Below are 16,074 nucleotides of genomic sequence, written 5' to 3'. Positions count from 1 at the left end.
TGTGAAATTCTGGAAACAGGCAATGATTCGTTCAGGTTTAAACAGCGTAAAAAGGGGCAGAAAACGGGCTGACAAACTGGAAACTTTTGGACGCTGACGGGTGGAAAGTATTGGACGCTGATTGACACCTTTGTGACACAAATCAGCCACGCATCGTCATCGCACGCCCAGCTGCCGGATGCGATTTAAAAACACCGCACATACTTGAAAATCTGCAATCTAACGGTCAAAGTACTGCGCCATCACACGCTCTCCCCTTCGCTTAAAACCGCGCATTTTGATTTATGGTTTTGATGTAATTCAATACCAAACAGCATTTAATGGTCAGTCAGAACTAAATGGCAACGTCGCTGAAAATGGGGTTTCTCAGCGCTTGCCAGTGGAATCAGCAGCCCATTTCACGCAATCATTGATGCGCCACGAGATTTCAAAGCTGCAGACAAGTCTATATCTATTTAATTTGCATTAAATTCGTAAGGCACTCGGCTCAACTTGCTCTTTGACAATGCTTACCACATAAACAAACGGCCCCTGCCAGGGCCGTTTGTTGACCAGCACAATCTGACTTTACTTCCCGCCCAAAGCCTTAAATGCCTGTGCCGAAGCGGCTAAACGGGCACGCTGGGTTTCGATCAGGCCCTGGCTGGCATTGTAAAACTCGCGCTGGGCGTCCAGCACATCCAGATAGCCTGCCAGGCCGGATGCATAGCGTACCTCAGCCAGTTTCAAACGCTGCGCCTGACGCTCCGCAAGGCGTTGCTGAGCGGTGAGTTGCTTGCTCAGCCAAACCTGATCTGACAACACATCGGCCGCATCTTTAAACGCCAGCTGAATGGCTTTTTCATATTCAGCCACGGCAATTACTTTGCGTGCTTCGGCAATATCTGCACCTGCACGTAAGCGGCCACCGTCAAACAACGGCAGGCTGATTTGCGGTAAGAAGCTCCATGCGCGGTTGCCGCCAGAGAATAAATCCTCCAGCTCATTGCTTACCACGCCACCACTGCCCATTAAAGTGACTTTAGGAAAAAAGGCCGCGCGGGCAGCGCCGATATTGGCATTAGCCGCTACCAGTTTTTGCTCCGCAGCGCGCACATCAGGGCGCTCCAGCAAGACGGTTGAGTTTAAACCGCCTGGCAACTGCACCACATCTGCATTTAAATCAGCCACAGGCAGACTTACCGCTTCACCCACCAATACAGCGAGCGCCGTCTGGGCATTAGCGGCCTGACGTGCCAGCGCCGTATGATCGCTGATGGCACTATCCTGGGCGGCTTCGGCTTGCAAAAGATCAAGACGATTGGCTACGCCCACATCCATGCGGCGCTTCACCACGCGCAGGCTTTCTGCCCGTGCCTTGGCGGTTTGCTCAGCAAAGCGGCTGCGGGCCTGCAGGGCCTGGGCGCTGTAATAGCTATTGGCTACATCGGCAATCAGCGTGCTGCGTACCGATTGCTGCGCCTCTTCACTTGCCAGATAGTTGGCCTTGGCCGCTTCACTTAAACGGCGCACACGCCCCCAGAAATCCACCTCGTACGAGAGCAGCGCCAGATTAGCTTCATAGCGGCGGCTGATATCCGCATCCGGCTTACTGCGGCTGATATTGCCGGAGGCATTGGCATTCACCGAAGGCAGAAAATCCGCCTTCTGAATACCATACAGCGCACGGGCTTCTTCGATTCTGGCCGTGGCGACTTTTAAATCGCGGTTATTCGCCAGCGCTTTTTCGATAACCCCATTCAAAGCGGGGTCAGAAAAATAAGTCCCCCACTGTGGCGTTGCTATATCCGCTGGCTGGTTGCCCACCACACTGGCAACAGGCGCCGCAGGGCGGATGTAATCCGGCCCCATCGCGCATGCGCCCAGGCCCAGCGTCATTGCCAGCAGCAGGGTCTTAGACATTAATTGTTTTTTCATCAGTTTTTCGTACCTGTTGGTTCGCGTCATGATCCGAAGGACGGGCGCACCGCCCTTCGAAGACCGGCAAATCTGATTAACGATGGTCGTCCGCAATTTCATCGCTGCGTACCACGGGTTTCTCCGGGAAGAAACGGCGCACCACTACAAAGAACACCGGCACTAAGAACACCGCAAAGACCGTAGCCGTAATCATCCCGCCCATCACCCCGGTACCAATAGCACGGCGGCTTGCCGCACCTGCACCGGTACTCATGGCCAGCGGCAATACACCGGCAATAAAGGCAAAGGACGTCATCAGAATCGGTCGGAAGCGTAAGCGGCAAGCTTCCAGCGTGGCATCCATCGCACTCAAGCCCTGGCGCTGCAAATCACGGGCGAATTCAATAATCAGAATCGCGTTCTTTGCCGACAAACCAATAATGGCAATCAGCCCCACCTTAAAGTACACATCGTCCGGCAGGCCGCGCAATGTCATGGCCGCCACCGCACCAAAGATACCCAGCGGCACGACCCACAGCACAGCAAACGGAATCGACCAGCTTTCATACAGCGCTGCAAGGCATAAGAACACGATCAGAATCGACAAGCCGAACAAGAATGGCGCTTGCGAGCCTGAGAGCCGCTCTTCAAAGGACGTACCCGACCATTCAAAGCCCACACCTGGTGGCAATTGCTTAGCCATCGCTTCCATGGCATCCATCGCCTCACCCGAGCTTTTACCCGGAGCCGGACCGCCAGAAATCTTAAAGGCAGGCAAGCCGTTATAGCGATCGAGCGCTGAAGCACCTGCCTGCCATTTTGCAACGGCAATTTCAGACAGCGGCACTAAATTACCCGCACGCGTTTTTACTTGCAGCTTGAGTAAATCATCCGGAGAAAGACGGCTCTCTGGTGTGGCTTGCATCAATACACGCAAGATACGGCCTTCGCGTACAAAGTCGTTTACATAGGCAGAGCCTAATGAAATCGCCAGTGTGCTATTCAGCTCGGTCATATCAATACCCAGCTGGCTGGCTTTTACCTTGTTTACATCAAGTAAAAGTTGCTGACCCGGCTCCTGACCATCCGGGCGAACCCCGGCCAGTGCTTTGTTTTGCGCGGCCATGCCCAGCAGCATATTACGTGCTTCATACAAGCGATCACGGCCTAAACCAGCCCGGTCTTGCAAGCGGAAGTCAAACCCGCCCACCGATGCCAATTCAGGAATCGGCGGCACATTGGTGGCAAAGGCAAACGCCTGCTTAATGCGGAACAACATCATATTGGCGCGTTGCACCACCGGGCCAACCTGATCGTTTGGCAGCGGACGGTCTTTCCAGTCTTTTAAAGTAACAAACGCCAGAGCCGCATTCTGGCCGCGGCCAAAGAAGCTGAAGCCCACAATCGCAATCACACGATCGACTTCTGGCTGCTTCACAAAGTGTGCTTCAACCTGCTGAACAATTTCCAGGGTGCGCTCGTGCGTTGCGCCTGCAGGCAATTGCACCACGCTGATAAAGTAACCCTGGTCTTCATCAGGCAGGAAAGACGTAGGCAAGCGCGACATCAGCCAGCCGGTAGAGGCCAGAATCAAAGCAAAAAACAGCAGGGATAAACCGGTTTTGCGAATGCATGTGCCTACCCAGCCCTGATAGCGCAGGGTTAAAGCTGCAAACTTACGGTTAAACCAACCTAAAAAGCCCTTGGTGCCATGATGCTCGCCCTTTTTCAAAGGCTTAAGGAAGGTTGCACACAGCGCAGGCGTTAAGGTTAAAGCCATCAGCGCCGAGAAGAACATCGTCAGCACTAAAGTCACCGAGAACTGACGATAAATCGCGCCCACCGCACCCGAGAAAAACGCCATCGGCACAAACACGGCCGTCAGCACCAGGGTAATGGCGATAATCGGGCCGATAATCTGTCCCATCGCTTTTTGCGTGGCTTCGCGCGGAGCAAGGCCTTCTTCAGACATGATCCGCTCGACGTTCTCAATCACCACAATGGCATCGTCAACCAAGATACCAATCGCAAGCACCATGGCAAACATCGTCAGCACATTGATCGAATAACCAAACAGCTGCAAGCCCACCAAAGCACCCAGGAGCGCAATCGGCACAACAATAGTCGGAATCAGCGTGGCGCGGATATTACCCAGGAATAAATACATCACCACAAACACAAGGCCAATCGCTTCGACCAGGGTTTTCATTACTTCATGGATAGAGATATCCACAAATTTGGATGTATCGTAAGGCACTTCATAAGCCACGCCCTTAGGGAAGAACTTAGACAGCTCCGCCAGCTTGGCTTTTACCGCTTTAGCTGTTTCCAGCGCATTGCCATCCGGGGAAAGCTTAATCCCGATCGCCGCAATACTCTTACCATTTAAACGCGCCAGCACGCTGTAATCGGATGCGCCCAGCTCAACCCTGGCCACGTCTTTTAAGCGTAACTGCGAGCCGTTTTTGCCATCGCGCAGCACAATATTGCCAAACTGCTCTGCCGTAACATAACGCCCCTGAGTCACAACCGTGGCCGTAAACTGCTGGCCCGGTGGTGCTGGCAACTGGCCGATTTCACCCGTCGCCAGCTGCACGTTTTGGGCGCGAACCGCAGCCAGCGCTTCAGCCGCAGACAGCTTGAACCCAGTCAACTTGGCCGGGTCCAGCCAGATACGCATGGCGTATTCAGAGCCAAACAGCATGGCTTCACCCACACCCGGCACACGGCGGATCGAATCAATCACGCTGGAATTCACATAACTACCTAACGCTACATTGTCGTGACTGCCATCAGGCGACAGCAGCGTAACAAACATCAGATAGTTACTACGCGATTTAACCACCTGCACGCCTTGCTGGCGCACTTCGCTGGGTAAACGCGCTTCAACCCGCTTTACGCGGTTTTGCGCTTCTACCGAGGCGATATCCAAATCAGTACCTGGCCTGAAGGTCAGCGTAATCGCCATATTGCCGGCGCTGTCGCTGTTGGAGCTCATGTATTGCATGTTCTCCAAACCATTCATTTCCTGCTCAATCAGCGCAGTAACCGTTTCCTCCATCACCTGTGCACTTGCACCAGGATAGGTGGCGTTAATCGTTAAAGCAGGCGGAGCCACTTCGGGGTATTGAGAGATCGGCAGGCTTTTAAAAGCCAGCAAACCTGCCAAAACAATAATAATGGCGATCACCCATGCAAAAACCGGGCGATCGATAAAAAATCGAGCAAACATAAACTCTCCTAATGCGCCAGTGATGCTTATGCATCATCAGCAGCATCTATTTTTTTGCAGGGGCAGCAGCAGATGTCGCAGATGCAGATGCGGGTGCAGGTTTAGCCGCAGCCGCATCCACCGGATTCACCACCGCGCCCGGGCGTACTTTCTGAATACCATCCACCATCACCCGTTCGCCGCCTTTTAAGCCGCTCAGAATAATCCAGTCTGTTCCAGAGAAACCGCCGGTTTTAACCGGAGCGGGCGCCACTTTATTGTCGCCACCCACGATATAAACAAACTGCCCTTGCGGCGAAGACACAATCGCTTTTTGCGGCACGCGTACCGTAGCATCCATCGCACCCTGTGCCACACGCACCGTTGCAAACATACCTGGCAGCAAGAGGTGATCAGGATTAGGGAATTCAGCGCGTAAAGTCACTGTACCGGTTGCGGGATCAATAGTTTGCTCAGCAAACAGCAATTTGCCTGCGTGTGCGTAAGGCGTGCCGTCTTCCAGCAGTAAATCAACCGGCAGTGTTGCTTGTTTCAGCTTTCCCACCTTGGCCAGTTGCTTTAAGCGCAGCAGATCAGCACCAGACTGGTTAAAATCTACATACACCGAATCGAGCTGCTCGATCAGCGCCAGCGGTGTGCCTGTGCCCTTATTCAGCAGTGCCCCTTCTGAAACTAAGGCCCGGCCAATACGGCCACTGATCGGTGCCTGCACGCTGGCGTATTCCAGATCCACACTGCTGCGGCGCACTTCTGCTTCAGCTGCAGCCACTTCGGCCTCGGCCTGCTTCAGCTGTGCCTCGGCCTGATCAAATTCCTGGCGGCTTACACCCTGCTCACCCACCAGCTGGCGATAACGATCGGCCGTTTGCTTAGCAATCAGCACGCTGGATTTAGCTTTCGCCAGCGCAGCTTTTGCCGTTGCCGCATTGGCTTCCAGCACGCGCGAATCAATCTTAAATAAGGATTGGCCCGCTTTCACTTCACCGCCTTCGTTAAATAAGCGTTTTTCCAGAATACCGTCTACCCGTGCACGCACTTCAGCCGTGCGCACTGCGGTAATCCGGCCGCTTAAATCTCGCGTCAGCGCAGAGCTGCCAGCCTGAGCGGTTACCACGGTGACTTCAGGTGGCGGCATGCCACCACCCGCAGCGCCACCAGGCCCGCCCTCTTGTTTACCGCAGGCCGCCAGCAAGCCGGCCGCTCCAATAACTAAAACCACACTTTTTTTAAGCGAAGGAAGCATTCCTAATCCTTTGTAATATGACATTATTTTTCATGCCTATAAATTTCAACAGTAATGAGATTGCATTTCATTTCTATGAATACAGCAATTTAACACTTGAATCCTAACTGACACCACAAAACACTTACACCTGATATGCGCGTAAGAACATATCAACAATACGGTTCACCTTTGCCGTTTCCCCTGCAGGATCGGGCGGCTCGCCACCAAACAATAATTTCAGCTGATCGTAACCTGCCAACATGTCAAATAAAAACGTGGCCGCTTCAAAAGGGTCTGCCGGGCGCAATACGCCCTCCTGCATGGCGGTTTCCAGCTGCGCAGCCAGTTGCTTTGCCGTACGCTCAATACAAAGCTCAAAATGGCGGCGGGCTAATTCTGGAAAGCGCGGCGCCTCACCGGTCAGCACCCGATGCGCCTTTACCGACTCCGGCGTCATGATTTGCGCACGAAACGATAAAGAAAAACGCAATAAACGCTCCCGCACATCTCCTTCATTCACCGCCAGCGGCGCAAGCATCTCGCCAATAAAGTGATCGATCGCTAATTCAAACAAGGCTTGTTTACTGCCAAAACGGTTATAAATAGTCTGCCTTGCCACGCCTGCACGGGCGGCCACCTTTTCAATGCTGGCTCGGTAACCCATTTCACAAAAAACAGACTTAGCAGCACAAATGACAGGGTCAAGCCCTGATTCATCTTCTGCAAGCTTACTCTTAACCATCGCCACACCTCATTTTGGACTGGACAGTCTAATCTAAATTAGTACAAAAGTGAAGGCTTTACAACACCGCAAGCCCCATTAACAAATACGCGCCGCTCTTTATACATAAACCCCAACAAAATCAAACAAGTACACAAAATAACCACACTAAATTTGTGTGTTTGATTAAGCAACAAAAGCAACAAATGTCTGCATTCAGCCTGAACTAAAAAAGCGAACAAGCTGACAAAGTTCTAAACTCACAAGGCAATAATGTGAATTTATAAAAACACTATGCACTGGTTTGCAAAAATAAAAACCAATACTCTGAGCGGCCCGATTTTCTTCAATGCAAATGACATTGCATTGAACGCTGACAAAAAGTACTGCAGAGAGGGGCGTTTGGAAATACGCCATGCCGGCCTGTTTCTTAAAGCCCCGGACTTAAGCAGCTGCACACATCGCTTTAGCCACTATTTAAAATAACCAGCCGGAGATACCCCATGCATCAGGGAACCAGGTTTTTACCCCATGTATTTCGCCTCAGCGCCTTTACCGCCCTCGTTTTACTCAGTGCCTGTGGCAAAGAAACCGGCCCCGTCATCCCCCCTCCCGCCCCGGTTGGGTTTATTGAATTAAAACCTGCTGATGTTGCACTTAATAAAGAAATGGTGGGCGAGACGGCTGGCTATCGCGATGTGGAAGTACGCTCCCGCGTCAACGGCATCTTATTAAAAAGAACTTATGTGGAAGGCGCGCAAGTAACGGCTGGCCAGGTTTTATTTGAAATCGACCCCGAGCCTTATAAAGCCACACTGGATCAGGCCAAGGGCCAGCTCTCGCTGGAGGCCTCTAAATTAGATAAAGCCCGTGCCGACCGGGATCGCATTATGCCGCTCTACAAAGAAAACGCCGTCAGCCGTAAAGATTACGACGATGCGCTGTCTGCTTACGCCTCTGCCCTCGCCAGCAGCCAGACTGCTCAGGCCAGCGTCAAGCAGGCCGAACTTAATTTAGGCTACACCAAAGTGACCGCGCCGATTGCGGGCACCACCAGTAAGCTGGTGCAATCAGAAGGCAGCTTAATCTCTGCAACAGGCGATTCCGGCCGCCTCACCACCATCAGCCAGCTTGATCCGCTTTACGTGAATTTTTCTTACTCCGAGCAGGATCGTCAGGAGCTGGAAGCCGCCACACGTAACGGGCAAATCAAACTCAACGATTCAAAAAACTTCACCGCCAGAATCAAACTGGCCGATGGCAGTGTTTATTCACAAACTGGCCTGATTAATTTCTCTGATAACCGGGTTGACCCCAAAACCGGCACCATCCGCGCCCGCGCTATTTTCAAAAACCCCAAGGGTGACTTACTGCCAGGGCAATTTGTGCGCGTAACTTTAGAGCTGGGAAAACGTAAAAACGCCCTTTTGATTCCGGAGCGCGCCGTAGTTCAGTCGCAGGCCGACCATATTGTGATGACAGTTGGTGCAGACAATAAAGTTGTGCCTGTTCCCGTAAAACTGGGCTCGGTCATTGATGGAAAGGTGATTGTTGAATCAGGGTTAAAAGCTGGCCAGAAAGTCATTGTAGACGGCCTGATGAAAGCCAGACCAGGCGCCGTGGTGAACCCATCCCCGGCCAGCAGCCCTGCCGCCCGATAAGGACACACTATGTTTTCAAAATTCTTTATTGAGCGCCCTATTTTCTCCAGCGTGATCTCGATCATTATTGTGCTGGCGGGCCTGGCCGCAATGCGCTCATTACCTGTTGAGCAATATCCGGGCATTACACCGCCCGTTGTTTCTGTGACTGCGGTTTATCCCGGAGCCACCCCTGAAGTCATCGCCCAAACCGTTGCCGCGCCGCTGGAGCAGCAAATTAACGGCGTTGAAAAGATGATTTATGTTCAGTCTGGCTCTGCATCAAACGGCCAGATGAGCATGAACGTTTACTTTGAAATTGGCACAGACCCCGATCAGGCCACCATTAACGTCAATAACCGCGTGTCTGCGGCGCTGGCGCAATTGCCTGAAGAGGTGAAGCGCCAGGGGGTGACGGTCAAGAAGAAATCCACCTCGATTCTGAGCGTGATAACACTCAGCTCACCCAACAACCGCTACGACACCACCTATCTGTCCAATTACGCACTGCTCAATATTATCGATGAGTTAAAGCGCTTGCCTGGTATTGGTGATGCATCGCTGTTTGGGGGAACCGATTACGCCATGCGCGTCTGGCTGCGCCCGGACCGGCTGGCGCAGCTTAAACTCTCACCCTCTGATGTCATTGGCGCAATCCGCGAGCAAAATGCACAATTTGCCGCAGGTAAAATTGGTGCTCAGCCAACCACTGCACCGATTGATTTTACTTACACTGTAAACACCCAGGGCCGTTTAAAAGACGCCAAAGAGTTTGAAAACATCATTGTCCGCTCCACCGCTGACGGCGCAAAAATCCGCCTGAAAGATGTGGCAAGAGTAGAAATGGGTGGTAAAGATTACGACCTGCAAGCCAGGTTAAATGGTAAATCCGCCGTGGCGGTTGCGCTGTATCTGCAACCTGGTGCCAATGCCGTCGCTGTGGCGGACGGCATTAAAGCCAAAATGGAAGAACTTAAAACCCGCTTCCCTGATGGTATTTCATACGCTATTCCTTACGACACCACCGAGTTTGTAAAAATCTCGATCGAAGAAGTGGTTCATACCCTGTTTGAAGCCATTATTTTGGTATTCATCGTGGTTTACCTGTTTTTACAAAACTTCCGCGCCACGCTGATTCCATGTATTGCCGTGCCTATTTCGCTGATTGGTACCTTTGCAGGAATGCTGATTTTAGGCTTCTCGATCAATCTTTTAACCCTGTTCGGGATGGTACTGGCCATTGGTATTGTGGTGGATGACGCCATTGTGGTGCTGGAAAACGTCGAACGAATCATGAGCGAGACCAAGTGCTCGGCCAAAGAAGCCGCCATCCAGGCCATGCAGGAAGTGGCAGGCCCCGTGATTGCGATTGTGCTGGTACTGTGCGCGGTGTTCCTGCCGGTGGCCTTTATGGGCGGCATGACCGGCGTGATGTATAAGCAATTTGCAGTGACTATTGCCGTTTCTGTCGTGATTTCAGGGATTGTGGCTTTAACGCTCACCCCTGCACTGTGTGCCATTTTGCTTAAAAACAGCCACAGCGAACCGGCTAAGTTTTTTGTCTGGTTTAACAATAGCTTTGATCGTCTTACCAATGGTTACGTCAGTGGCGTGGCCTTCCTGAATCGCCGTGTTGGCGTCGCTTTTGTGCTGTTTGCTGCCATCTTACTGGCCAGCTTTGTGCTGCTGAAAAAAGTGCCCGGCGCACTGGTGCCCGATGAAGATCAGGGCACGCTAATTAGTGCGGTCATGCTGCCTGATGCATCCTCACTCAACCGGACGGCCGCCTCCAGCAATCAATTTGAACAAATGCTGATGGCCAATAAAAACGTCGAAAACGTCGTTTCCTTTGTGGGCTTTGATATTCTTTCCGGCGCCATTATCAGTAACAGCGGCATTGTGTTTTCAACGCTGAAAGACTGGAAAGAGCGTTCCGCCCCGGCAGACAGCTCATTTGCACTGGCCAAGAAATTCCAGGGCATGGCCTATATGGGGATGAAAGATGGCTTTGCAGCCACCTTCAACCCTCCGGCCATTCAGGGCATGTCCACCACAGGCGGGATTGAAGGCTATTTACAAAACCGGGGTTCGGGAAACACCGCCGACTTTTCTAAAGCCACGCAGCGCTTTGTCGATGAAGCTAAAAAACGCCCGGAATTTGCCAGCGTTTCCACCACTTTCCGCGCCAATGTGCCGCAGATTTATCTGGATCTGGACCGGGAAAAAGCCAAGGCCCTGGGGGTAAGCATCAACCAGGTATTTGACACCATGCAAGCCACCTTTGGCCAGGTTTATGTCAACGACTTTAACCAGTTTGGCCGCACCTATCGTGTGCAGCTGCAGTCTGAAGCTGATTTCCGCGCCCGCCCGGATGACATCCGTAATGTCTATGTGCGATCAGACAAAGGCGACATGATTCCGCTCACCAGCCTGGTGCAAGTTAAAACATCGGTTGGCCCGGAATTAGTTGAACGCTTTAATGTATTCCAGGCAGCTAAAATCATGGCGCAACCCGCACCAGGCGTCAGCTCCGGCCAGGCGATTAAAGCACTGGAAGAAGTAGAAGCCAGCGTGATGGGTGCAGATTACAAGCTGCAATGGACAGGCTCGGCTTATCAGGAAAAAGCAGCCGGATCCTCTGCAGCGCTTGCTTTTGGCTTTGGTATCATCATGGTGTTTTTGATTCTGGCGGCGCAGTACGAGCGCTGGACACTCCCGGTTGCCGTGATCAGCGCCGTGCCATTTGCACTGTTTGGTGCGCTGCTGGCGGTATTTTTAACCGGCTTAACCAATGACGTTTATTTCCAGATTGGCTTGGTGACGCTGGTGGGGCTGGCTGCGAAAAATGCAATTCTGATTGTGGAATTTGCCGTAATGAAGCACGAAGAAGGCATGAGTCTGCTTGATTCAGCCCTTTCCGCAGCACGCTTACGCTTCAGGCCGATTGTGATGACCTCTCTCGCGTTTATTCTGGGCTGCTTACCGTTGGTTTTATCCAGCGGCGCGGGTTCGGCCAGCCGTCACTCACTAGGCACACCCGTGATTGGCGGGATGCTGGCTGCCACCTTTATTGCTATTTTCTTTATCCCGCTCTTTTTCCGCTTAATTATGAAAAGCAGCGAGAAAAAAACCGCTACAAGCCCTGAAGCAGGAGATCATCATGCGTAAAACCATCCTCGCGCTTCTGATTGCATCCACCCTAAGCGCCTGCGCCTTAACACCGCCCGTCGCCGATACCAAAACTGAACTGCCCGCTGCATGGCGCAGCGACGCAGCCAGTGATATCAGCATTGGCCGTAACTGGTGGGCACAATTTGACGACCCTGTTCTGGATCAGTTAATCAGCGCAGCAGAAACGCATAACCAGAATCTGGTGATTGCCGCTGCCCGCATCGATGAAGCACGTGCTGCGCTGGGTATCAGCTCTGCCGAGCAGCTGCCACGGCTGGATTTAGCCGGCAAAGCGGGCCGGGGCCAGTCTGTACAAATCGGCAGCCCGTCAGACAGCTACTCGCTGGGCGCATCGGCCTCTTGGGAGCTGGATCTGTGGGGGCGGATTAAAAACACCAATGACGCCGCAAAAGCAGATCTGTTAGCCAGTGAATACAACCGCGATGCGGTGGCGCTGGCGCTTTACGCCAACGTGGCGCAAACCTACTTTAATTTGCGCGCACTGGATCAGCAGCTTGCTATTGCGCAAGACACGCTCAAAACACGGCAGGAGAGTTTTCAGCTGCGCAAACGCCGCTTTGAAGGCGGCGTCACCTCCGAGCTGGATATGCGCCAGGCCGAGGTGGAGCTTGCCGCCGCGCAAGCCAGTGTACCCGGCATTGAGCAAAGTATTGCCAAAGTGGCCAGCAGCCTGAGTATTCTGATCGGCCAGAACCCGCGTGAAATGATCGAATCGGGCATCTCCCGGGGTAAAGAGCTCAAGCAGATTATTATGCCGGTGAATGTGCCGCTGGGCCTGCCATCTGAGCTGCTGACCCGCCGCCCGGATATTCAGGCCAGCGAGCAATCACTCAAAGCGGCAGGTGCACGCATTGCGGCAGCACGGGCGGCTTACTACCCAACCATCTCTCTGACGGGCTTACTTGGAACAGAAAGTGCATCGATCAGCGATCTGTTTTCCGGCCCGGCTAAAACATGGTCTTTTTTTGGCAATCTGGCCGCACCGCTGTTTGATAATGGCCGCACTGCCGCCAATGTGGATGGCGCAACCGCCCGCCAGAAGCAAGCCGTCGCCAATTACCGCCTGAGTATTCAGCAAGCCTTTGCCGAAACGCAAAGCGCGCTGATCGCCCGCAGCAGCAGCACAAAAATTGTGGCAGCCCAGCAGTTGCAGCTGGATTCACTCAGCAGGCAATTAAAGCTGGCGACATTACGCTACGACAATGGCTTTTCAGGCTATCTGGAAGTACTGGACGCCCAGCGCTCTTTATTCCAGGCCCAGCTCAACCTTGCCGCAGCCCGGCGTGATCAGCTCAATGCAACGGTTGATCTTTATAAAGCCATGGGCGGAGGCTGGAAAGCAGGCACTTAATCCATAAAATGTGCCAGCAGGCTTGCCCTGCTTTCAAACGCATCAGGCCGCATCAGACAGATTATTGTCTGATGCGGCCTGATGTACTTCACCGCCCCGCATCATCACTCCCCGGCCGCCTCACCGGGCATGGATGCAGGTTTGGCATCACCGCTGAACGGCCAGTGATCATGCATATTAGTCATCGTCTGATTGGCACTCTGCATCACCACATCGGCGTCTTTAATAGCTTTTTGCAATAAAGGCCGCGTTTCTTTCACCAGAATTTGTACTTCTTTCAACGTCTGATCCGCAGTATTTCCTGTGCGCTCATACTGATCTAATGTGTCCTGCAGCTTGCCACTGATCTGAGCCAGTTGCTCATCCGTGCTTTGTGCTGTTTTTTTAAACCCTGCCAGCGTGCCGTCCACATAGCCTAAAGTATCGGGGATATTTTTATGCGTCAGCAAGGCGGCGCTCGCCAGTGTTTTATCAATTTGCATACGGGTATTGCGCAGCTCATGCAGCAAGGCGCGGGCCTCACCCAGCGTACTGCCCAGCTGGCCATCCGGCGCTTTCAGCGAGGCAGCAAGGCTTTGCATTTCTTCCAGCAGCGGAAACAAGCGCCCGCGTAACTGCTGCAAAAGCTCATTCATACCGCTGCCCGGATCAAAAGCCAAGACGGCCCCGCTTTCTAAAGACGGCCCTTTGCCCCTGCCTGCAGAAATCTGAATAAAGCTGTCGCCAAATATCCCTTCCCGCGCTAAAGACGCCGCCGAATCGCTTTTAATCCAGCGCTGAAAATCTTTATTTATCTGTAATTGGACACGCACACGCGCATCGTCTTCCAGCTTTATCCCCGTCACCTTGCCCACGGGCAGACCCGATAAACGCACCAGCATGCCTTTATTTAAAGATTCGGCACTTGCAGCATGAAACTCTAAAGTATAGCTTTGCTCAAACCAGCCCAATGATCTGGCCAGTACAAAGAGCGCCGTAGCCATAAAAAACACGCCACCCGTAACAAACAGCCCGACCTGGGCCCGCTTGTCTTTTTTCAAAGGGTTTGCATGTGCATCAATACTCATTTTTAAACTCATTCAATAGCATAGAAAGATCGCAGCGCTGCCAATCCACATTTGGCACAGGCTCACCCTGATCGTCACTCAACACCCACCAGTGGCAGTGCGCAATAAGCGGCTCAGCGCGCTGCATTAAATCCCGGTCTGCGTACAGCACGCCCGCAAACCAATCGTTATCCACCAATAAAACAACAGGCTCCATTAATAAAGCCCTGAGCAATATCACCGCCCGTAAATCAGTCGTATTCAGCTGAGCCGGTCTTGCAGCCAGTAAACGCGCTGCATGTGCATGCTCATAACCCAGCCTGGCCAATTGCTGCTGCAGCACCGGCAAAACATCCCCGGCACTTTGCTGGCGGTGCCAGTTCACACAAAGCCATAAATTTTCAGCCACATTAATATTGCTCAGCAAAGCCCCCCGCAAAACCAGTAAGCCAAACGGCTGTTTACGCTGGTGCAAAAAAGCACAGACTGTATCTATCGCCTGATTTTTCTCTTCAGCATCACGGCAAGCCAGCAGTAAGCGCTGCGCATTCATGCCAGGTGGCTCACTAAAACCGCAATCAAAGCATCAAGCAGCAGCATGGCCACAATGCTTACCAAAACAGCCCGCGAAGCCAGCCTTGGAATCTCTGTGCTGGCAAACCCCGCACTTAAGCCCAGATAACACGCACTGGCACTGGTCACAAAACCAAACAAGGCACTTTTTGCCAGCCCCATCAGCAAAGAAGATGCAGAAAGCAGGCTTAAGCTGCTGTCAATTTCTGCAATCAAGCCAGATTGTGGCGTTGTTAAAGCGCCGCAAAACAAGGCAGCCACCATAAAATAACAAAAAAGCAGCACGCAGCTCAGCGCAGCAGCCACAATCCGCGGCCAGATTAAGTAATAGCCCACAGAGATCCCCAGCCTGAGTAAAGTACGCAGCTCTCCGGCCACCTTCATGGCCACCAGCTCTGTGGTAATCGCCGAAGCACTGCGGGCTGTAAAAATCAGAGCCACCATCAAAGGGCCGACTTCCTGCATACAGCTGATCATCAGCACATTCATGGCCCGGGCACCGCTCTGCCCAAAATTACCCTGCACCAGCGTAATCACAATGGCCCCCATGGCGGCTCCCGCCAAAGCGCTCACCCCGATCGACTGCACACCAGAAAAATACAACTGGCGCAGTAAAACGCGGTGCATTGCAGCATGGGTAAAAGGCCGAAACCAGGAAGTAAGCATAGAAAGCCAAAGCGGCCAGGGTAAAGCGAGTATAGAAACGCGTACCGGGAAGCGCCATGAAAGTAGCCGGGAAGATCAAAACCCGCTGCGCTTACAAAACGCCCTACTTATATCAGACTTCAAAAAAAAGATCATGGTCTAAATGAATTTACTTAGAATGCCACTCAATAAATCCGTTTTTTCTTACAAATCGCATAAAAAACGCCACCGACAATGCATTTTACAAAGTAAAAATGTCATAGTGTCACGCTGAAAGCTTGCAAAAAGCATCTACCGCACTTACAATACGCCAGCATTACACGGCGGGCGTCGTATAATGGTAATACCCTAGCTTCCCAAGCTAGCGCCGTGGGTTCGATTCCCATCGCCCGCTCCAATCCCCTGCCCCACCACAAATCCAACGCCTTATAATTTACCGCCTAATAAAGATTCATACTTGGATTATTTGCTGCTTACTTGCCCCCTAAATTATTATTTTGTTATTTATTAGATTGGCGATACTCGCTGCTCTCTACGAAGCCTTATTTCC

At 52.4% G+C, this 16,074-nt stretch carries 10 protein-coding genes and 1 tRNA gene; 4 read left to right on the top strand and 7 right to left on the bottom strand.

Annotated features, from left to right (window positions below; genetic code table 11):
- Positions 1 to 567: 567 nt before the first annotated feature.
- From HA050_RS21035 to HA050_RS21020, 4 genes are all read right to left on the bottom strand, one after another.
- The gene (locus HA050_RS21035; protein ID WP_166830388.1) at positions 568 to 1,917 is read right to left on the bottom strand and encodes an efflux transporter outer membrane subunit; all 1,350 of its coding nucleotides are present in this window, start codon (positions 1,915 to 1,917) and stop codon (positions 568 to 570) included.
- Between the two features lie 76 nt (positions 1,918 to 1,993).
- Complete coding sequence (locus HA050_RS21030) at positions 1,994 to 5,131, bottom strand: efflux RND transporter permease subunit (protein WP_166830386.1); 3,138 nt, start codon at positions 5,129 to 5,131, stop codon at positions 1,994 to 1,996.
- Positions 5,132 to 5,177: 46 nt separating this feature from the next.
- Entirely contained in the window at positions 5,178 to 6,374 is a 1,197-nt protein-coding gene (locus tag HA050_RS21025) for an efflux RND transporter periplasmic adaptor subunit (RefSeq protein WP_166830384.1), read from the bottom strand.
- A 124-nt stretch (positions 6,375 to 6,498) separates the two neighbouring features.
- Complete coding sequence (locus HA050_RS21020; protein ID WP_166830382.1) at positions 6,499 to 7,098, bottom strand: TetR/AcrR family transcriptional regulator; 600 nt, start codon at positions 7,096 to 7,098, stop codon at positions 6,499 to 6,501.
- 482 nt (positions 7,099 to 7,580) lie between these two features.
- Between HA050_RS21020 and HA050_RS21015 the strand changes: the two genes are divergently transcribed.
- Genes HA050_RS21015 through HA050_RS21005 form a run of 3 tightly spaced genes read left to right on the top strand, consistent with a single transcriptional unit; the run spans position 7,581 to position 13,260 of the window.
- Complete coding sequence (locus tag HA050_RS21015) at positions 7,581 to 8,738, top strand: efflux RND transporter periplasmic adaptor subunit (protein WP_166830380.1); 1,158 nt, start codon at positions 7,581 to 7,583, stop codon at positions 8,736 to 8,738.
- 9 nt (positions 8,739 to 8,747) lie between these two features.
- The gene (locus HA050_RS21010; RefSeq protein WP_166830378.1) at positions 8,748 to 11,885 is read left to right on the top strand and encodes an efflux RND transporter permease subunit; all 3,138 of its coding nucleotides are present in this window, start codon (positions 8,748 to 8,750) and stop codon (positions 11,883 to 11,885) included.
- On the top strand, positions 11,878 to 13,260 hold the full coding sequence (locus HA050_RS21005) for an efflux transporter outer membrane subunit (RefSeq protein WP_205836541.1): 1,383 nt from the start codon (positions 11,878 to 11,880) through the stop codon (positions 13,258 to 13,260). Before HA050_RS21010 ends, HA050_RS21005 begins: the two co-directional genes overlap by 8 nt.
- 104 nt (positions 13,261 to 13,364) lie before the next feature.
- On the opposite strand, the gene HA050_RS21000 is transcribed toward HA050_RS21005, so the two are convergent.
- Genes HA050_RS21000 through HA050_RS20990 form a run of 3 tightly spaced genes read right to left on the bottom strand, consistent with a single transcriptional unit; the run spans position 13,365 to position 15,545 of the window.
- Positions 13,365 to 14,327 (bottom strand): MlaD family protein, encoded by a 963-nt coding sequence (locus HA050_RS21000; protein ID WP_166830376.1) that lies wholly within the window; start codon positions 14,325 to 14,327, stop codon positions 13,365 to 13,367.
- The gene (locus HA050_RS20995; protein ID WP_166830374.1) at positions 14,317 to 14,859 is read right to left on the bottom strand and encodes a hypothetical protein; all 543 of its coding nucleotides are present in this window, start codon (positions 14,857 to 14,859) and stop codon (positions 14,317 to 14,319) included. Before HA050_RS20995 ends, HA050_RS21000 begins: the two co-directional genes overlap by 11 nt.
- Positions 14,856 to 15,545 (bottom strand): ABC transporter permease, encoded by a 690-nt coding sequence (locus HA050_RS20990; protein ID WP_166830372.1) that lies wholly within the window; start codon positions 15,543 to 15,545, stop codon positions 14,856 to 14,858. The genes HA050_RS20995 and HA050_RS20990 overlap by 4 nt, the downstream gene beginning before the upstream one ends.
- 302 nt (positions 15,546 to 15,847) lie before the next feature.
- Here HA050_RS20990 and HA050_RS20985 point away from each other — a divergent pair.
- Positions 15,848 to 15,921: transfer RNA gene (locus HA050_RS20985), tRNA-Gly, on the top strand.
- Positions 15,922 to 16,074: the final 153 nt, after the last annotated feature.

The organism is Iodobacter violaceini (assembly GCF_011601265.1).
GTDB classification, from domain to species: Bacteria; Pseudomonadota; Gammaproteobacteria; order Burkholderiales; family Chitinibacteraceae; genus Iodobacter; species Iodobacter violaceini.
This window is presented reverse-complemented; position numbering and strand designations above follow the sequence as displayed.